Consider the following 17,481-nt stretch of genomic DNA (forward strand, 5'->3'; position numbering starts at 1 on the left):
CGAGGCTGAAGCGTTCGAGACGTTCCTGCAGACGAAGTTCGTCGGTCAGAAGCGGTTCTCGCTGGAAGGCGGCGAGTCGCTCATTCCACTGCTCGACGAGATCTTGCAGGGAGCTGCCACCGCGGGCCTGGAGGGCGCCGCGATCGGCATGGCCCACCGTGGCCGGCTGAACGTGCTGACCAATATCGCCGGAAAGACCTACGGTCACGTCTTCCGCGAGTTCGAGGGCATCCAGACGCCCGGCAATCGCCGCGGCTCCGGAGATGTCAAATACCACCTGGGTACCCAGGGCACCTTCGTCGCTGACGACGAGTCCGAGCTGCCGGTCTACCTCGCCGCGAACCCCTCGCATCTCGAGACCGTCGACGGCGTGCTCGAGGGAATCGTCCGAGCCAAGCAGGACCGCAAGCCCATCGGCACCTTCTCCTGGCTGCCCATCCTCGTGCACGGCGATGCGGCCTTCGCCGGCCAGGGCGTGGTCGTCGAGACGCTGCAGATGGCGCAGCTGCGCGGATACCGCACCGGCGGCACGATCCACGTCGTGGTCAACAACCAGGTCGGCTTCACCACGACACCGACGGATGCTCGCACCTCTGTCTATGCCACCGACGTGGCCAAGACCACGCAGGCGCCGATCTTCCACGTCAACGGCGATGATCCCGAATCAGTCATTCGCGTGGCACAGCTCGCGTTCGAGTACCGCGAGCGGTTCCACCGCGATGTCGTGATCGATCTGATCTGCTACCGCCGCCGCGGTCACAACGAGGGCGACGACCCGTCGATGACGCAGCCGCTGATGACCGACCTCATCCAGGCCAAGCGCTCGGTGCGCAAGCTCTACACCGAGGCGCTCGTCGGTCGTGGCGACATCACCGAAGAAGAGTACGAGCAGGCCAAGGACGACTTCCAGCGCCGATTGGAGGTCGCCTTCGCCGAGACGCACGCGGCCGAGACCGGAGCGACACCGCTCGCCCCCGAGCTCGCGCCGGTCGATGAGGTCGTCGGCGAACCCGAGGTCACCGGAATCGCGGCTGAGGTCGTGACGCTCATCGGTGAGGCCTTCGCCAACAAGCCCGATGGCTTCACCGTGCACCCGAAGGTGCAGCAGCTGCTCGACAAGCGCGTCGAGATGACGCGCAGCGGGAACATCGACTGGGGTTTCGGCGAGCTTCTCGCCTTCGGATCGCTGCTCGCCGAGGGAACCCCGGTTCGTCTGGCTGGCCAGGATTCGCGCCGCGGCACGTTCGTGCAGCGTCACGCCGTCATGCACGACCGCTCGAACGGTCAGGAATGGCTGCCGCTGTCGAACCTCTCCGAGAACCAGGGACGATTCTTCGTCTACGACTCGCTGCTCAGTGAGTACGCGGCGCTGGCCTATGAGTACGGCTACTCGGTCGAGGCCCCCGAGGCTCTCGTGCTGTGGGAAGCCCAGTTCGGCGACTTCGCCAACACCGCCCAGGCCGTGATCGACGAATACATCTCGTCGGCAGAGCAGAAGTGGGGCCAGCAGTCCGGCGTCACGCTGCTGCTCCCCCACGGCTATGAGGGTCAGGGTCCCGACCACTCGTCGGCGCGCATCGAGCGTTTCCTGCAGCTGTGCGCGCAGGACAACATGATCGTCGCACGCCCCTCCACGCCGGCTTCGTACTTCCACCTGCTGCGTCGTCAGGCGTACTCGCGCCCTCGCCGACCGCTGATTGTCTTCACGCCGAAGGCGATGCTGCGCCTGCGCGGCGCCACCAGTGCGGTGGAGGACTTCACTCAGGGCCGTTTCGCGCCCGTGATCGACGACAGCCGTGATCTCGATCGCAACGCCGTCACACGCGTGCTCGTGCACTCGGGCAAGGTGCACTGGGATCTGCGCAGTGAGCTGGAGAAGAACCCGAACCCGGAAATCGCCCTGGTGCGGCTGGAGCAGCTGTACCCGACGCCGCTGGAGGCGCTGAAGGAGATCACCGACTCGTACCCCAACGCCGAGCTGGTGTGGGTGCAGGAAGAACCCGAGAACCAGGGTGCCTGGCCGTTCCTCGCGCTCGCGTTCGCTGAAGTTCCCGGCGACCGCCAGTTCCGCACGGTGGCACGCGCGGCATCCGCCTCGCCCGCGGCTGGTTCGTCGAAGGTGCACAGCGTTGAGCAGACTGATCTGCTCAAGCGCGCCCTGACCTGATCGGCACTGAGCTGACCGGCGCACGGCTACGCGTCACCGTCGTCGTCAATCCCGCCGCACGCGGGGGCACGGCGGGACGCGCGGCCGTGCGCGCCATCGGGCGCCTGCGCGAGCGCGGCGCGGACGTGGCAGTGGACGGCGGACGGGACTTCGCCGACACGCGCCGCGCCCTCACTGCTGCTCCTGCTCAGCGGCCTGATGCGGTGGTCGTCATCGGCGGCGACGGCACGATGCGGCTCGCGGTCGCCGCGCTCCACAGCACGGGCATCCCGATCGCTCTTGTGCCGGTGGGCACCGGCAACGATTTCGCGACGTCCGTGAAGATTCCGAGGGACCCCGTCGCCGCCGCCGACCTCGTCTTCGACGGCCGGCTCACCCAGATCGATGTCGGCCGCGTTCGGCGTGCGGACGGTTCGCCGGAGCTCTTCGCCACGATCCTGGCGAGTGGTTTCGATTCGAAGGTCAACGAGCGGGCGAATCGGATGCGCTGGCCCCAGGGCCGCGCCCGATACAACGTCGCCATCGCGATCGAGTTCGCGTTGCTGAAACCGATCGCCTACCGGCTCTCCTGGGTCGATGCCACTGGCACTCCCGGTCAGTACGAGGGCCCGCTGCTGCTCACGGCTGTCGCGAACACGACCACGTACGGCGGCGGCGTGCTCATCGCACCGGAAGCCGACCACACCGACGGGCTGCTCGATCTGACGTTCGTGCGGCCAGCGTCACGGCTGCGCCTGGTCAGTGTGCTCGCGCGAGCGTTTCGCGGCACGCACACTCGCGACCGTGCGGTCGTCACGCACCGGGTGCGCGGCGTCCGTATCGACGCCGACGGGCTCACCGGCTACGCCGACGGCGACCCGCTGGGCCCTCTGCCACTCACGATCGATGTGCTGCCGCGCGCCCTCGCCCTGCGCGTTCCCGCCTAGTACCAGATGCCGAGCACGGGCGCCTGCGCGGTGCGCAATGCGTCATCGAGGGATGCTGCGACCTCTGGCGAGGCATCCAGTCGGCCTGCGGCGCGCAGCTCCACGGCGCTGACTCCGCCGACGTAGAGCGCCGAGAGCGTCGCGACATCCAGCGTGACATCAGCCGCGCGGTCATCGGCGGACGTGACGCTGACTCCGCTCGCCCCCGCTTGCAGGTGCCAGGAGCCCGCCGCGAACCCGAGCGGATCGCTGACGGCGAGAACCACGTCGACGGGCGCTCGATAGGTGCGCGCGCCGAACGCCGCCTCGACATCGAGAACGCGCAGCCAGCCGTGGTCGTGAACGGTGACTTCAACGCCGCGTCGGTCGTCCACCAGCCACGGCAGGGGCTCGTCCAACGGGCGCTGGTCTGCCTTCACGGTGTCGACGAGGTCGTGCTGGATCGCGAAAGCCCACAGCGCACGCAGCGCATCGTCGCTGACCGTGCACAGCTGGTTGATGCTCAGCTCCGAACGGAACAGCCCGGGAACCTCGGCGAGCCGGTACGACATCACCCCGCGGGTGACGCCGTTCTCATCGCGGTAGCGCACACCGCGCACGGCGGCGGCCTTCGTATCGCCCTCCGCGAGCCCGGCGGCACGATTCCAGCGGTGCTCCCAGCCCGCGATCTGGCCCGCACGCTGGGTACGCGCGATCTCGTGCAGGGCGCCGAGCTCGGCCTTGAGCGTCTTCTTGTCGAGGTACTCGACGGTTCCGGCGGGCACGCCGCCGGCCCACCGCGCTCTGCGGGTATCGACCGTGACCCTCGCCACCGGAACGGCACTGGCGAACCCGTAGCGACCGTAGATCGTCGCCTCGCTGACGGTGAGCCCCGCCACGGCAATACCGGCGGATGCCGCGGCGCGCAGCTCTCCTTCCAGCAGCGCCCGGGCGACCCCGCGGCGCCGGTGCGTCCCGGCGACCGTGACCGAGCTGATCGCCCACATGTCGACCTCGCCGCCGGGCACCGTGAGCGGGGTCACCCAGGAGTTGATCGTGGCCACCGGCCACGATCCGACGGCAGCGCCCTGCTCGAAGACGCCGATATTGCGGCGTTCTGCGATCGCCGCGGCGTCCGCGGCGGCGACGGCATCCGTCGGTTCTTCGTCGAGGAAACCCCGGGCGTCTGCGCGTACGAAAGCCTCAGCATCCGCCGTCGACGACGTGTCGATGATGCGATACGTCAGCTGCTGCTCAGCGAGGTGAGCAAACGATGTGGGGTCGACGGGGATGTCTCGTGCGTCGGTCATCCCTTTAGCCTACGCGGGCCGACCGACACCCGACGTGTGGTCAGTGAACGGCCGTCTGCGCTGCCCGCAGCCGCGCGAGCACCTGGTCGCGCAGCTCTTCGGGTGCTGTCTCTTTACATGCACGCGCGACGACCTCGGTCAGCGTGCTCGCGACGAGCGCCTCCCCCTGGCAGGACGGGCAGTTCTCGATGTGCTCGCGAATCTCGGAATGCTCGGTCTTGCACACCTCGTTGCGGAGGTATTCCTCGAGATCTTGACGGGCTTTGTCACAGCCGCAATCGGTCATTTCTTGCTCCTTGTAGCGGCCGCGGCGATCCCTCGCTCTGCGGCATAATCGGACAGCAACTCGCGCAGCATTCGTCTGCCACGGTGCAGACGGCTCATCACGGTGCCGATGGGGGTCTTCATGATCTCGGCGATCTCCTGGTAGGCGAATCCCTCGACGTCGGCGAGGTAGACGGCCAAGCGGAAATCTTCGTGAATCTCCTGCAGCGCGTCTTTCACAGCCGATGCCGGCATGCGGTCGATCGCCTCGGCCTCGGCTGAGCGGCTGTGCGACGCCGTGGTCGATTCGGCTCCGCCCATCTGCCAGTCCTCGAGCTCATCGAGAGTCCCCTGAAACGGCTCGCGCTGTTTCTTGCGATAGATGTTGATGTAGGTGTTCGTGAGAATGCGGTACAGCCACGCCTTCAGGTTCGTGCCCTGTGTGAACGACGACCAGGAGCCGAATGCCTTGACGAAGGTCTCTTGCACGAGATCGGCCGCATCGGCCGGGTTGCGCGTCATGCGCATGGCCGCTGCGTACAGCTGATCCATGAAGGGAATCGCCTGTTCCTCGAACTCGCGTCGAGCGTCGCCGAGCGTGTCGACGGGTGCCATGTCATCCATTAACGGCCAGTCTAGGCCGGTGATGACATCTTCATCGCACTCACGTGTCGCGAGCATCGCCTCTCCTCTCGGTGCTTTCGCACCCATTCACTAAGGTAGGAACCGATGAGCGACACACGGTATTCCCCTTCCCCCGCCCGGGGCGCCTACGCCGCCCCCGCCGCCGCCGGTGCTGTGCACGCGACGGTGACCATTCCCGGCTCGAAGTCGCTGACCAACCGCGAGTTGATCATCGCGGCGATCGCCGATGGCCCGGGGCGTCTGATCGCGCCGTTGCATTCGGAAGACTCCCAGCGAATGGTCGATGCGCTACGCGCGCTCGGCATCGGTGTGGACGAGGTCCCCGGTGACGGAGAGTTCGGGCCCGACCTGCAGGTGACGCCCGCGCCGCTGCGCGCAGGCGCAACCATCGACTGCGGTCAGGCGGGCACCGTCATGCGCTTCATCGCGCCGCTGGCCGGACTCGCACAAGAAGACGTCCACATCACCGCGCATAAGACGGCCCTGCACCGTCCGATGGGTGCCATGATCACCGCGCTGCGCGACTTGGGCGTCGACATCGACGACGAGGGAACGTGGTCGCTGCCGTTCACGATCCGCGGGCACGGCCGCATTCGCGGCGGGCGCATCGAGGTCGATGCCTCGGCGTCGAGCCAGTTCGTGTCGGGCCTGTTGCTGGCCGCCGCGCGCTTCGACGTCGGCCTGCACCTGGTGCACACCGGCGAGCACCTGCCGAGCCTGCCGCACATCGACATGACGATCGAGTCGCTCAGCCGCCGCGGCATCCGCATCGAACGCCCCGCGACGGGCGAATGGCTCGTCGAGGCCGGCGTTCCGCGGGCGAAGGACATCGCCATCGAACCCGATCTCTCCAATGCGGCGCCTTTCCTCGCCGCGGCGATGGCCACCGGCGGCGACGTCTCCATCACCGGCTGGCCGCTGCACTCCACGCAGCCGGGCGCTCTGCTGCCCGACATTCTGCAGGCCATGGGCGCACACGTGAGCCGCCACAGCGGCGTGCTGACGGTGCGCGCCGGTGACAGCATCCGCGGCCTCGACCTCGATCTGTCGGCGGCGAGCGAGCTCACCCCCACGATCGTCGGACTCGCGGCCTTCGCCGACGCACCGACGACGATCCGCGGCATCGGACACATCCGCATGCACGAGACCGACCGCATCGCCGCGCTCATCGCGAACCTCGCAGCGCTGGGCGGTCACGCCGAAGAACTGCCTGACGGCCTGCGCATCATCCCCGGTCCGTTGCACGGCGGCAACTGGTCCGCGCACCACGACCATCGCATCGCCACGACCGGCGCGCTGATCGGTACCCGCGTGCCCGGCGTCGCCATCGACGACATCGGCACCACCGCCAAGACCCTGCCCGAGTTCACGCTGCTGTGGGAGCGGATGCTGGAGGGCACCACCGCGTGAGCTGGCTCGACCCCGACGACGACCTCGATGACGACTTCGAGGACTTCGACGAGAGCAGCATCCGGGTGCGTCCGAATCCGAAGGGCAACCGTCCGCGCACCAAGCGACGCCCAGCGCACGAAGACGCGCAGATCGGGCGCGTGCTCGGCGTCGACCGCGGGCGCTACAGCGTCATGCTCGACGAAGGCGGCGCGAACGAGCGCACCATCACCACCACGCGCGCCAGAGAGCTGCGCAAGACGCCGATCGTCACGGGCGACCAGGCGCGCGTCGTCGGCGACACCTCGGGCACGGAGGGAACCCTCGGACGCATCGTCGGCATCGTCGAGCGCTCTTCGCTGCTGCGCCGGAGCGCGGACGACACCGACCAGGTGGAACGGGTGATCGTCGCCAACGCCGACCAGATGCTCATCGTCGTCGCTGCCGCCGACCCCGAACCGCGTGCGCGTCTCGTGGATCGCTATCTCGTCGCTGCGCTGGATGCCGGCATCCGTCCGCTGCTCGTCGTCACGAAGACCGATCTGGCCGATCCGACCGATTTTCTGTCGTACTTCGACGGTCTCGACCTACGGGTGTTCACCAGCGCCCGCGGCCAGATGCCCACAGACGAGATCGGCGAGGCGCTCATCGGACACTCCACCGTGTTCGTCGGCCATTCCGGAGTGGGCAAATCGACTCTCGTGAACGCGCTGGTGCCGACAGCGAAGCGCGCGACAGGGCATGTGAACCAGGTGACAGGGCGCGGCCGCCACACCTCATCCTCGACCGTGTCTCTGCGCTACGAGAGCACAGAGGGAAGCGGCTGGGTCATCGACACTCCCGGTGTGCGCTCCTTCGGACTGGGCCATGTGAATCCGGCAGGCATCCTGGCTTCGTTCACCGAGCTCGCCGCGATCGCCGAGAACTGCCCGCGCGGCTGCACGCACCTGGTCGACGCGCCCGACTGCGCCCTCATCGAAGCCGCGCAGGAGGGCGAGCTCAGCGACACCGAGCTGGCACGGCTGGACTCGCTGCAGCGGCTGCTGCAGACCTTCGCCGACAAAGCCGAGGCGTCGCCGGGCACGTCGTCTGCTCGATAGGCTGGATGGTGTGAGCACCGAGCGCCTTGAACCAGGAACCCCCGCCCCCGATTTCACGCTGCAGGATCAGGACGGCACCGCCGTCAGCCTGAACGATCTGCGTGGCAGCAAGACGATCCTCTACTTCTACCCGGCGGCCATGACCCCGGGCTGCACGACGCAGGCCTGCGACTTCCGTGACAGCATTGCCTCGCTCCAGGGCGCCGGCTACCGCGTCATCGGCATCTCCCGCGACGAGCCGGCGAAGCTGGCGACGTTCCGTGAGCGTGACGGCCTCACCTTCACGCTGCTCAGCGACCCCGATCATGCTGTGCACACCGCCTACAGCACCTGGGGCGAGAAGATGAACTACGGCAAGGTCATCGAGGGCGTCATCCGCTCGACGTTCGTCCTCGACGAGGAAGCGACCGTCACGCACGCTCAGTACAACGTCAAAGCCACCGGCCACGTCGCCCGGCTGCGCAAGACCCTCGGCATCGACGCCTGAGCGGTCACCGCGGCTCGGGTTCGCCTTCGGCGCCATCCGAGCTGCTGGGCTCCTCTGCCGTGCTGGTGACGGATGCGCGCCGGGCGCTCGCGATCAGCAGCACGAAGCCGATCACGCCCGGAGCACCGACGGCGATGACGAATCCCCACGGCACCGGCTGGACGGTGAGCGAGTTCAACGCGAGCACGACGGCGAGAATCTGCAGCACGACACCGCCCGAGCGCGCCCAGGTCTGATCGCGTCGGGTACCGACGGCGAAGGTGAACAGGGCGGCCGCGCCGACGAGCGTCAACACGATGAGCGCGATCGCCGTCGGCAGGATGGCGGCATCGCCGGCCCCGAGCCCGAACAGCTCGATGATCGCGATGACGGTGAGGGCCACGCCCTCGAGCGCGAGGACGGCGGCGGCAGTCAATGCGAGACCTGATGAGCGCAATTCATCTCCTGAGAAATCAGACTTGTAAGCATAAAATCCTTGATTTCGCGTCCAAGCTGTAACACAATGTTAACAGTCATGTGCTCCCACAGCGGCGTGGGGCGAGCACGCGCTCGCAACACCATTGGGCGACGGCAACCCGATTTTCGCCGCCCGCCACCGAGCTATCGCACCGCGATTACTCACGAGAATCCACACCGAGGAGCCCCCATGGACTGGCGCGACAAAGCCGCCTGCCTGACTGTCGACCCTGAGCTGTTCTTCCCCGTCGGAAACACGGGGCCAGCCGTCGACCAAATCGAAAAGGCCAAGGCCGTCTGCGCGACCTGCACCGTCACCGAGGTCTGCCTGCAGTATGCACTCGAGAGCAGCCAGGACTCCGGCGTCTGGGGCGGCCTCTCCGAAGACGAGCGCCGCGCTCTCAAGCGTCGCGCCGCACGCGCCCGCCGCGCTTCCTGATCACGCTTCACCGGCCGCTGCTCACTTCTTGAGCCAGCGGGTGGGAATGTCGATGACGACCTCGGTACCTTGTCCTTCGGTGCCGAGCCATTCGATCGACCCGCCCAGCTCGCCCTGAATCAGGGTACGGATGATCTGGGTGCCCAAGCCCTGCCCCACCCGACCGTCCTGCAGTCCGTGACCGGTGTCGCGCACGGTGACGCGGAGCTTCTCGTCGGTGCGCTTGGCATCGATGGTGACCGTTCCTTCTTTGCCGGCAAGGCCGTGCTCGACGGCGTTGGTGACCACCTCGGTGAGCGCCAGCGCCAACGGTGTGGCGTACTCGCTCGGCAGCACGCCGAAATGCCCGGTCGACTGGGTGCGCGCCCGGGTGTTCGGGGCGGCGGCGACCTCGGCGACGAGCTTCAGCACCCGATGGAAGACCTCATCGAAGTCGACCGTCTGCGTCAGCCCCTGGGCGAGCGTGTCATGCACGACAGCGATCGCGTCCACGCGGCGCATCGCCTGTGTCAACGCGTCGCGCGCCTCATCGGAGTGGGTACGCCGCGCCTGAATGCGCAGCAGCGACGCCACCGTCTGCAGGTTGTTCTTCACCCGGTGGTGGATCTCACGGATCGTCGCATCCTTGGTGATCAGCTCCTGCTCACGGTGGCGCAGCTCACTCACGTCGCGGCACAGAATGATGGCGCCCGTGCGCGTACCGTGATCTTTCAGCGGAATCGCACGCAGTGAGACCGTGACGCCGCGCGCTTCGATGTCGGTGCGCCAGGGCGCGCGACCGGTGACGACGACGGGGAGAGACTCATCGACCTGACGCGTCGCCGGGAGGATGCGTGTGGTCACCTCAGCGAGCGACTCGCCCTCGAGCTCGTCGTCGAAGCCCATGCGATTAAACGCCGACAGGGCGTTCGGGCTCGCGAACGTGGCGACGCCGTCGACATCGATGCGGATGAGTCCGTCCGAGGCACGCGGCGCACCCCGGCGCGGCGACGTCGGTGCGGCCGGATCGGGAAACTCACTCGACGCGATCATGCGGAACAGCTCGTCAGCGCACTCGTCGAAGGTGATCTGCTGCCGGGACGGCGTTCGAACCTCACCGAGGTTGGTATGCCTCGTCAGCACGCCGATCACGGGTGTCGGCTCACCGTCTTTGCCCTGTTCGCGTACGATCGGCACGGCGCGGACGCGCGTCGGGGTCTCCTCGAACCAGTCGGGCGAGGACGAGTCGACGATCTCGCCGGATTCGAACGCGCCCTGTACCTGGGTTCGCCACTGCGGCCTGACCCGCTCACCGACGATGTCACGGTAGAAGAGCGTCGCAGCGCCGCTCGGGCGCGTGTGCGCCACGGCGACGAACGATCCGTCGTTCGTCGCGATCCAGACCACGATGTCGGCTGAGGCGAGGTCGGCGAGAAGCTGACCGTCACCGGAGAGCCGATGGAGCCACTCGACGTCGTTATCGGTCAGGCTGCCGTGTGCATGAACGAGATCACTGAGGGTTGACACCTCTCAAGCCTACTGGCCGCGCCGCTTACAGCACGGCGAACGACGTCGCCCGCCAGCGCCGATCGAGCCCTTCCAGCCGTATGGCGACAGCGCGCGTGCGCCCGGGCCCGGCGACGATCACGACAGCTTCGACGACACCATCGGCCGGATGCGTCTCGCGAATCGAGATGATCTCGAAGACCGGCCGTGCCGGCGGCACTCCCCTGGCACTGCGCGCACGCGCAGAGAGATTCGAGCGTGCCCCCAGCTTGCGAAACGCGTCTTCGCTGAACCAGCGTGCCAGTTGATCGAGTTCGCGCACCCCGGCGAAGACCTCGAGCACGCCCTGCGTCAGGCTGCGCAGCAGCGGCGTCGGGGTCGGCAGATCGGCTGCTGTCGTCGGCTGCGGTGCGAAGTACTCATGAAGCGTCATCATCATCACTCTCGTATCGAACGCGTGCTAGTACAGCACGGGTGGACCTCGGCACGCAGAGCCAGATGCACTTCTTGTGGATAACTCGTACATGCTCTCCCCTGTCTGCCCTACGCTCGATCGCGTGCATTGGGAGAACATCTTCGAAGACCTCGAGGGCCAGCTGGCGGCCGAATGGGAGGCCGAGCGCGCTGTTCTCGATGCCGAGTCCGAGCGCCTGCGCATCGCGAAGCTCACCTTTCGCACGCGGTTGCAGCGATTGCAGCGTGCCGACCGCGACGTCACGCTTCGCCTCGCCGACGGCACACGCCGCGCGGTGCGCCTACGCGCGGTCGGCGCGGATTGGATCGCCGCCCATGTCATCGAGGCGGCGACAACCGTGATCGCGCCGATGACCGCTGTGACGAGTCTCGAGACCGATCACGGGGCTCTGCTGGAAGCACTCGACGACGCCCCGGTGGCACCGGATTCGCTGCGGGAGCGGATGACGCTCGGCTTCATGCTGCGCGACTTCGGACGCCGCCGCATCCCGCTGCGGCTCGCGCTCAGTGATGGTGAGACCCTGCACGGCACGGTCGATCGCGCCGGGGCCGACCATCTCGATCTGGCCGTCCACGACGCGGGAACAGCACGGCGCGCGGCGAACGTGCGGGCGTTTCGGATGCTGCCCTTCGACGCCCTCATCTGGGTGCAGCCCGACGGCGCGGCGCTCTGAGCCAGCGGCACTGCGAGCCGGGCTAGTGCTGCTGGCCCCACACCTCGGGGAAGCTCGCTGCATCGGCCTGACGCCACAGCGCCATACGACGCGCCTCTTCGGTCTGCTCATCGAGGTACTCGGTGATGCTGTCTTCTGCCACGCGCCAGCGCGCCGGTGTTCCCAGCTGGGCCCCGCGCAGCCGACCGGCCAGCACCAGCGCGATGACCTCGTCCACCTCGATGCTGAGGAGCTCGGCGACCTGCGCGGGGGCGAGGAAGCGAGGTGCGGATGCGGGCGAGTCGGGCATGATCCCATTCTCCCCTGCCTGGCGCAGATATTCTCGCCCCAGCGTCGCCTGTGGATAACTTTCGACCCGATACTCCGGTTTCTGTGACGATGAGGGCATGACGAGTAAGCCACGTACCCGGCGGGCGTTCTGGGGAGATATCCGCTTCCTCATCGGCATCGCCCTGGTCATCCTTTCCATCGCCGGAGTCTGGTTGATCGTGTCCTCGGCCAGGCAGACGACGCCGATGCTGCAGGCCGACCGCACGATCGCCACGGGAGAAGCGCTGGTCTCCGAAGATTTCCGCGTCGTCGAGGTCAGCCTCGGTGCCGTGTCTGCGGGCTATCTCGCCCCGCAGGATCTTGAGCCCGGCATGGTCGCCGCACGAACGCTGACGGACGGCGAGCTGCTGCCGGTCGCCGCCACGGCCGAGGCCGACAGCGCCAGCACCACGAACATCGTCATCGACAGCAGCGTCGGCATACCCGAGAGCGTGCGAGTGGGCACACCGGTCGAGCTCTGGTACGCCCCGCCGCTGAATGATGGCGGTGAGTTCGACTCCCCGCGAATTCTGTCTGGCGATGTCGTGGTCGCCTCTATCCCCGAGGCCGACGGCATGCTCGCCCAGAGCAGTGCCACGGTCGAGCTGGTCATCGACAGGGCTGACGTCGCCGACGTGCTCGCCGCGATCACCGGTGGCGCCGCGCTGTCGATCGTTCCCCTCGGGCCAGGCTCGTGATCACGGCGATCATCGCTCTCGACGAGCCCCGAGCCTTCGAGCTGAGTACGGCACTCAAACGCGAAGGCATCCGCATCTCTGGTGCCATGCCGCCATCGGCTCTGACGTCTGCTGACCTCAGCGCGGCGGATGCCGTGATCCTCCCGGCCACGCGCGCGGCGATCACGAGTGAGCTCGTGACAACGTGCGATCGCGCCGGTGTCAGGATCGTGACGCTCGGCGCCGGAGACTCACGGCTGTTGGGCCGATTCGGTCTGCCCGAGGCGCTGCCGGAAGACGCCGAAGCCTGGCAGATCGCAGATGCTCTCTCGGAAGAAGCGCCGCACACCGCGGCGCCAGCCGGCGCCTCGCAGCGACGCATCATCGCCGTCTGGGGCCCGCACGGCGCACCCGGGCGCTCGACGCTCGCCATCCAGCTCGCCGTCGAGCTGACCAGGGCTGGCCGAAGCTGCGCACTGGTCGACGCCGACACTGTCGCGCCGGCGCTCGCGCTGCTTCTCGGACTCGGCGATGACGCACCGGGAATCGCCGCGGCTTGCCGTCGTGCCGAGCTCGGCAGTCTCGATGCCGTCGAACTGAGCCGTCTCGCCGCCCGGGTCGAGACGAGCGCCGGTAGCCTCGACGTGCTCGGTGGCCTCAACCGGCCGTCACGCTGGCCAGAACTCTCGGCCGCGCGACTCGGGACGACGCTGCGGCTCTGCCGTGAGTGGGCCGACGACACGATCGTCGATGTCGCGGCATCCTTCGACGCCGATGAAGAAGTCTCCGACGATCTCGCCGGCCCGCGCCGGCATGCGGCGACCACCACGGCCCTGCGCGAGGCCGACGTCATCGTGGCCGTGCTGTCAGCCGACCCGCTGTCGGTCTCGCGGTTCCTCCGTGACCACGCCGAGGTGCGCAGCATGATCGGTCCGACCGCGCACATCGCCGTCGTCGTGAATCAGCTCCGGCAGGGCCCGTTGGGAATCGATGCGCGCGGGCAGGTTCGACGGGCGCTGGAGCGCTTCGCCGGGATCACCGACGTCACCTTCGTGCCGTTCGATCAGCGTGCCGCAGACGCCGCGCTTCTGCATGCCCGGCCCATGGCCGATGTCACGCCGCGCTCACCCCTCGTCTCCGCCGTGCGCCGGCTCGCCGAGCATCTGCAGCCAGCCGGGTCTCGCAGCGCACCCGTCACTGCCGGTAGTCGGCGAGGAAGTTCCCGAGTCGTTCGATGGCCTCGCCCAGCACGCGCGGCTCGGGAAGCGTGACCACCCGGAAGTGATCCGGGGTCGACCAGTTGAAGCCGGTCCCCTGCACGAGCAGGATGTGCTCGCTGACGAGCAGATCGTAGACGAACTTCTCGTCGTCATGGATCTCGTGCACGTTCGGGTCCAACCGCGGGAAGGCGTACAGCGCCCCCTGCGGCTTGACACACGAGACCCCGGGAATCGATTCCAGGCCCTGCCACGCGATGTCACGCTGCTCATGCAACCGACCAGTCGGCGCGATGAGACTGTCGATCGACTGCACGCCGCCGAGCGCCGCCTGCACGGCGTGCTGCGCGGGCACATTCGGGCACAGCCGTGTCGATGCCAGCAGAGTGATGCCCTCGATGAAACCCTTCGCGTTCTCCTGCGGGCCGGTGATGACCATCCAGCCCGAACGGAACCCGGCCACCCGGTACGTCTTCGACAGACCGTTGAAGGTCAGACACAGCAGATCGGACGCGAGCGTCGCGGTGGGAATATGTACGGCGTCGTCGTAGAGGATGCGGTCGTAGATCTCATCCGACAGGATCAGCAGCTCGTTCTCGCGCGCAATCTGCACGAGGCCCTCGAGCACCTCACGGGAGTACACGACGCCGGTGGGGTTGTTCGGGTTGATGATCACGATCGCTTTGGTGCTCGGCGTCACCTTCGAGCGGATATCTTCCAGATCGGGTTCCCACCCCCTCTGCTCATCGCACAGGTAGTGCACCGGCGTGCCGCCGGCCAGGCTCGTCATAGCCGTCCACAGCGGATAGTCGGGCGCCGGAATCAGCACCTCGTCACCCTCATCGAGAAGGGCCTGCATGGTCATCGTGATCAGCTCGGAGACACCGTTGCCGAGATAGACGTCATCGGGATCGAAGGGTGGGAAGCCTTCGATCTGCTCATAGCGGCTCACCACCGCGCGGCGCGCGGAGATGATGCCGCGACTGTCGCTGTAGCCGTGGGCGGTGGGGAGAGCGGCGAGCATATCGCGCACGATCTGGTGCGGCGCGTCGAAGCCGAAGATCGCAGGATTTCCGGTGTTGAGTTTGAGGACGTTGTGTCCCTCAGCCTCAAGTCTGGCCGCTTCGACCAGCGACTTGCCGCGGATCTCGTACAGGACGTTCTTGAGCTTCGACGACTGGTCGAAGTGGCGCGAGCCGCTCACCTTTTCTTCTTCTTGCCAGCGGCGCGCCGCTGCTCGCGGTTCTGCGGAGCGGGCGCAGCGCCGCCGGGGCCCTCCGTACGCTGACCGAAAGCGCCACGCGCACCGCCGGATGCTGCCGGCGCGGCCGCCGGAGCCTCGCCGTCGCTTGCCGCCGCGGCGGCTGCGGCCGCCTTCAGCCGATCCGTGGCCGACTGCTGCACCTGGCCGCGCTCGTTGCGCACCTCGACATCGCCGGAGTCGTTGGGCGCGGAGTACTCGAGCTTCTGCTCCCCCGCCCCGCTGACGAGACCTTTCGCCTCGACCTCGGTGGATTGATCGCCGGCACGACGGACCTCGACCTCAAGATTGTAGAGGTAGCCGACGGACTCCTCCTTGATCTGTCCCATCATCGACTGGAACATCGCGAAGCCCTCGCGCTGATACTCGATCAGCGGGTCACGCTGGGCCATGGCACGCAGGCCGATGCCGTCTTTCAGGTAGTCCATCTCGTACAGGTGGTCGCGCCAGCGACGGTCGAGCACCTGCAGCACGACGCGACGCTCCAGCTCGCGGGTGGCCGCCTCGCCCAGCGATTCCTCGCGCTTGTCGTAGGCGATCTTCGCGTCTGAGAGCAGCTCGCGGGTGAGGCCCGCGGTCGTGATCCCGCCCTTGCGCCCGCCGGCTTCGGCGACGACCTCGTCGATGGTGACGTCGACCGGGTACAGCGTCTTCAGCTCCGTCCACAGCGCGTCGAAATCCCAGCTCTCCTCGTGGCCTTCAGAGGTGTGGTCTGCGACGACGCCCGTGATGGCGTCTTCGATGAAGTGCTGCACGCGATCGGCGATGTCGTCGCCCTGCAGGATGTGACGGCGGTCGGCGTAGATCGCCTCGCGCTGACGGTTGAGGACATCGTCGTACTTGAGCACGTTCTTGCGCATCTCGGCGTTGCGTGACTCGACCTGCGACTGGGCGCTGCGAATCGCACGCGAGACCAGGCCCGACTCGATCGGCACGTCGTCGGGGAAGTTGGTGCGCGCGAGGATCGCCTCCGCTGCGCCCGACTGGAACAGCCGCATCAGATCGTCGGTGAGGCTCAGGTAGAAGCGGCTCTCGCCGGGGTCGCCCTGACGCCCCGAACGACCACGCAGCTGATTGTCGATGCGGCGCGACTCGTGCCGCTCGGTGCCGAGCACGTACAGGCCGCCGGCTTCAGCGACCTTTGCGCTCTCTTCGGCGACGACGCCCTTCATGGCCTCGTAGGTCTCATCCCACGCGGCCTCGTACTCCTCGGGAGTCTCGGCCGGATCCAGGCCCTTCGACTTGAGCTCCTGCACCGCGAGGAACTCGGCGTTGCCGCCGAGCATGATGTCGGTGCCTCGGCCGGCCATGTTCGTGGCGACGGTGACGGCGCCGTAGCGGCCGGCACGGGCGACGATCTCGGCCTCACGCGCGTGGTTCTTCGCGTTCAGCACCTCGTGCTTGATGCCCTTCTTCGCCAGCAGCCGCGAGAGGTACTCGCTCTTCTCGACGCTGACGGTGCCGACGAGCACGGGCTGGCCGCTCTCGTGGCGTTCGGCGATGTCCTCGACGACCTGGTCGAACTTCGCCGTCTCGTTCTTGTAGACGAGGTCGGCCTTGTCCATGCGGATCATCGGCTTGTTCGTGGGGATCTGCACGACACCGAGCTTGTAGGTCGACATGAACTCGGCCGCCTCGGTCTCGGCGGTACCGGTCATGCCGGCGAGCTTGTCGTACAGGCGGAAGTAGTTCTGCAGGGTCACGGTCGCGAGAGTCTGGTTCTCGGCCTTGACCGGGACTCCCTCTTTCGCCTCGATCGCCTGGTGGATGCCCTCGTTGTAGCGGCGGCCCACGAGGATACGGCCGGTGTGCTCGTCGACGATCATGACCTCGTCGTTCATGACGACGTAGTCGGTGTTCTTCTTGAACAGCGCGAGGGCCTTGATCGAGTTGTTTAGGAACGAGATCAGCGGGGTGTTCGCCGACTCGTAGAGGTTGTCGATGCCGAGATAGTCTTCGACCTTCTCGATGCCGGGCTCGAGGACCCCGACCGTGCGCTTCTTCTCGTCGACCTCGTAGTCCTCCTCGCGGACCAGGCGACGCGCGACCTTCGCGAACTCGGCGTACCACTTGTTCGCGTCGCCGGACGCCGGGCCCGAGATGATGAGCGGGGTCCGTGCCTCGTCGATGAGGATCGAGTCGACCTCGTCGACGACGGCGTAGTGGTGGCCGCGCTGCACGAGGTCCTCGGGCTTCCACGCCATGTTGTCGCGCAGGTAGTC

Annotated in this window: 18 protein-coding genes; 9 read left to right on the forward strand and 9 right to left on the reverse strand. The window is 67.4% G+C overall.

The window, feature by feature from the left end:
- On the forward strand, window positions 1-2,167 hold a 2,167-nt coding region (locus Q1J95_RS07880), incomplete at its 5' end, for a multifunctional oxoglutarate decarboxylase/oxoglutarate dehydrogenase thiamine pyrophosphate-binding subunit/dihydrolipoyllysine-residue succinyltransferase subunit (protein ID WP_300266898.1).
- 11 nt (window positions 2,168-2,178) lie between these two features.
- Window positions 2,179-3,093: a diacylglycerol kinase family protein gene (locus Q1J95_RS07885; protein WP_300266916.1), complete on the forward strand. Its 915-nt coding sequence runs from the start codon at window positions 2,179-2,181 to the stop codon at window positions 3,091-3,093.
- On the opposite strand, the gene Q1J95_RS07890 is transcribed toward Q1J95_RS07885, so the two are convergent.
- Genes Q1J95_RS07890 through Q1J95_RS07900 form a run of 3 tightly spaced genes read right to left on the reverse strand, consistent with a single transcriptional unit; the run spans window position 3,090 to window position 5,270 of the window.
- Window positions 3,090-4,382 (reverse strand): GNAT family N-acetyltransferase, encoded by a 1,293-nt coding sequence (locus tag Q1J95_RS07890; protein WP_300266900.1) that lies wholly within the window; start codon window positions 4,380-4,382, stop codon window positions 3,090-3,092. The genes Q1J95_RS07885 and Q1J95_RS07890 overlap by 4 nt on opposite strands.
- A 40-nt stretch (window positions 4,383-4,422) precedes the next feature.
- A complete protein-coding gene (locus tag Q1J95_RS07895) occupies window positions 4,423-4,668 on the reverse strand; it encodes a zf-HC2 domain-containing protein (RefSeq protein WP_300266902.1) in 246 nt (81 codons plus the stop codon).
- Window positions 4,665-5,270, reverse strand: coding sequence for a sigma-70 family RNA polymerase sigma factor (locus tag Q1J95_RS07900; protein ID WP_366945546.1), 606 nt, complete (start codon window positions 5,268-5,270; stop codon window positions 4,665-4,667). Before Q1J95_RS07900 ends, Q1J95_RS07895 begins: the two co-directional genes overlap by 4 nt.
- Before the next feature lie 105 nt (window positions 5,271-5,375).
- Between Q1J95_RS07900 and aroA the strand changes: the two genes are divergently transcribed.
- The 3 genes from aroA to bcp are packed head-to-tail and all read left to right on the forward strand — an operon-like array spanning window position 5,376 to window position 8,267.
- Window positions 5,376-6,701: a 3-phosphoshikimate 1-carboxyvinyltransferase gene (aroA, locus tag Q1J95_RS07905; protein WP_300266903.1), complete on the forward strand. Its 1,326-nt coding sequence runs from the start codon at window positions 5,376-5,378 to the stop codon at window positions 6,699-6,701.
- Window positions 6,698-7,780: a ribosome small subunit-dependent GTPase A gene (gene rsgA / locus Q1J95_RS07910; protein WP_300266904.1), complete on the forward strand. Its 1,083-nt coding sequence runs from the start codon at window positions 6,698-6,700 to the stop codon at window positions 7,778-7,780. Before aroA ends, rsgA begins: the two co-directional genes overlap by 4 nt.
- 10 nt (window positions 7,781-7,790) lie before the next feature.
- The gene (bcp, locus tag Q1J95_RS07915; protein ID WP_300266905.1) at window positions 7,791-8,267 is read left to right on the forward strand and encodes a thioredoxin-dependent thiol peroxidase; all 477 of its coding nucleotides are present in this window, start codon (window positions 7,791-7,793) and stop codon (window positions 8,265-8,267) included.
- 4 nt (window positions 8,268-8,271) lie between these two features.
- Here the strand turns inward: bcp and Q1J95_RS07920 are convergent, their stop codons facing one another.
- Window positions 8,272-8,703: a hypothetical protein gene (locus tag Q1J95_RS07920; protein WP_300266906.1), complete on the reverse strand. Its 432-nt coding sequence runs from the start codon at window positions 8,701-8,703 to the stop codon at window positions 8,272-8,274.
- 210 nt (window positions 8,704-8,913) lie between these two features.
- On the opposite strand from Q1J95_RS07920, the gene Q1J95_RS07925 reads away from it, so the two are divergent.
- Window positions 8,914-9,162, forward strand: coding sequence for a WhiB family transcriptional regulator (locus Q1J95_RS07925; protein WP_300266907.1), 249 nt, complete (start codon window positions 8,914-8,916; stop codon window positions 9,160-9,162).
- A 21-nt stretch (window positions 9,163-9,183) separates the two neighbouring features.
- Here Q1J95_RS07925 and Q1J95_RS07930 read toward each other — a convergent pair whose 3' ends face one another.
- The gene (locus tag Q1J95_RS07930; RefSeq protein WP_300266908.1) at window positions 9,184-10,668 is read right to left on the reverse strand and encodes a sensor histidine kinase; all 1,485 of its coding nucleotides are present in this window, start codon (window positions 10,666-10,668) and stop codon (window positions 9,184-9,186) included.
- A 25-nt stretch (window positions 10,669-10,693) separates the two neighbouring features.
- Entirely contained in the window at window positions 10,694-11,080 is a 387-nt protein-coding gene (locus Q1J95_RS07935) for an Rv3235 family protein (protein ID WP_300266909.1), read from the reverse strand.
- A 91-nt stretch (window positions 11,081-11,171) separates the two neighbouring features.
- Here Q1J95_RS07935 and Q1J95_RS07940 point away from each other — a divergent pair, with 91 nt between their 5' ends.
- The gene (locus Q1J95_RS07940) at window positions 11,172-11,795 is read left to right on the forward strand and encodes a hypothetical protein (RefSeq protein ID WP_300266910.1); all 624 of its coding nucleotides are present in this window, start codon (window positions 11,172-11,174) and stop codon (window positions 11,793-11,795) included.
- A gap of 22 nt (window positions 11,796-11,817) precedes the next feature.
- Here Q1J95_RS07940 and Q1J95_RS07945 read toward each other — a convergent pair whose 3' ends face one another.
- Entirely contained in the window at window positions 11,818-12,084 is a 267-nt protein-coding gene (locus tag Q1J95_RS07945; protein ID WP_300266911.1) for a helix-turn-helix domain-containing protein, read from the reverse strand.
- A gap of 97 nt (window positions 12,085-12,181) precedes the next feature.
- Here Q1J95_RS07945 and Q1J95_RS07950 point away from each other — a divergent pair, with 97 nt between their 5' ends.
- Together Q1J95_RS07950 and Q1J95_RS07955 are read left to right on the forward strand one after the other, a co-directional pair.
- Window positions 12,182-12,802 carry an SAF domain-containing protein gene (locus tag Q1J95_RS07950; RefSeq protein WP_300266912.1) on the forward strand — a complete coding sequence of 207 codons (621 nt, stop codon included), beginning with the start codon at window positions 12,182-12,184 and terminating at the stop codon, window positions 12,800-12,802.
- On the forward strand, window positions 12,799-14,052 hold the full coding sequence (locus Q1J95_RS07955) for a hypothetical protein (protein WP_300266913.1): 1,254 nt from the start codon (window positions 12,799-12,801) through the stop codon (window positions 14,050-14,052). Before Q1J95_RS07950 ends, Q1J95_RS07955 begins: the two co-directional genes overlap by 4 nt.
- On the opposite strand, the gene Q1J95_RS07960 is transcribed toward Q1J95_RS07955, so the two are convergent.
- Window positions 13,976-15,202: a pyridoxal phosphate-dependent aminotransferase gene (locus Q1J95_RS07960; RefSeq protein ID WP_300266914.1), complete on the reverse strand. Its 1,227-nt coding sequence runs from the start codon at window positions 15,200-15,202 to the stop codon at window positions 13,976-13,978. The two genes, Q1J95_RS07955 and Q1J95_RS07960, sit on opposite strands and share 77 nt — an antisense overlap.
- A partial coding sequence (gene secA, locus Q1J95_RS07965) for a preprotein translocase subunit SecA (protein WP_300266915.1) occupies window positions 15,199-17,481 on the reverse strand: 2,283 nt, incomplete at its 5' end. The genes Q1J95_RS07960 and secA, both read right to left, overlap by 4 nt.

Origin of the sequence: Microbacterium sp., assembly GCF_029263575.1 — a bacterium.
In the GTDB taxonomy this organism is placed as follows: domain Bacteria; phylum Actinomycetota; class Actinomycetes; order Actinomycetales; family Microbacteriaceae; genus Microbacterium.

What these genes read in the sequence shown, in the direction of transcription:
- Q1J95_RS07890 (WP_300266900.1), bottom strand. Translation starts at nt 4,382, where the DNA reads ATGACCGACGCACGAGACATCCCCGTCGACCCCACATCGTTTGCTCAC.
- Q1J95_RS07895 (WP_300266902.1), bottom strand. Translation starts at nt 4,668, where the DNA reads ATGACCGATTGCGGCTGTGACAAAGCCCGTCAAGATCTCGAGGAATAC.
- Q1J95_RS07900 (WP_366945546.1), bottom strand. Translation starts at nt 5,270, where the DNA reads ATGGATGACATGGCACCCGTCGACACGCTCGGCGACGCTCGACGCGAG.
- aroA (WP_300266903.1), top strand. Translation starts at nt 5,376, where the DNA reads ATGAGCGACACACGGTATTCCCCTTCCCCCGCCCGGGGCGCCTACGCC.
- Q1J95_RS07925 (WP_300266907.1), top strand. Translation starts at nt 8,914, where the DNA reads ATGGACTGGCGCGACAAAGCCGCCTGCCTGACTGTCGACCCTGAGCTG.
- Q1J95_RS07935 (WP_300266909.1), bottom strand. Translation starts at nt 11,080, where the DNA reads ATGACGCTTCATGAGTACTTCGCACCGCAGCCGACGACAGCAGCCGAT.
- Q1J95_RS07940 (WP_300266910.1), top strand. Translation starts at nt 11,172, where the DNA reads ATGCTCTCCCCTGTCTGCCCTACGCTCGATCGCGTGCATTGGGAGAAC.
- Q1J95_RS07945 (WP_300266911.1), bottom strand. Translation starts at nt 12,084, where the DNA reads ATGCCCGACTCGCCCGCATCCGCACCTCGCTTCCTCGCCCCCGCGCAG.
- Q1J95_RS07950 (WP_300266912.1), top strand. Translation starts at nt 12,182, where the DNA reads ATGACGAGTAAGCCACGTACCCGGCGGGCGTTCTGGGGAGATATCCGC.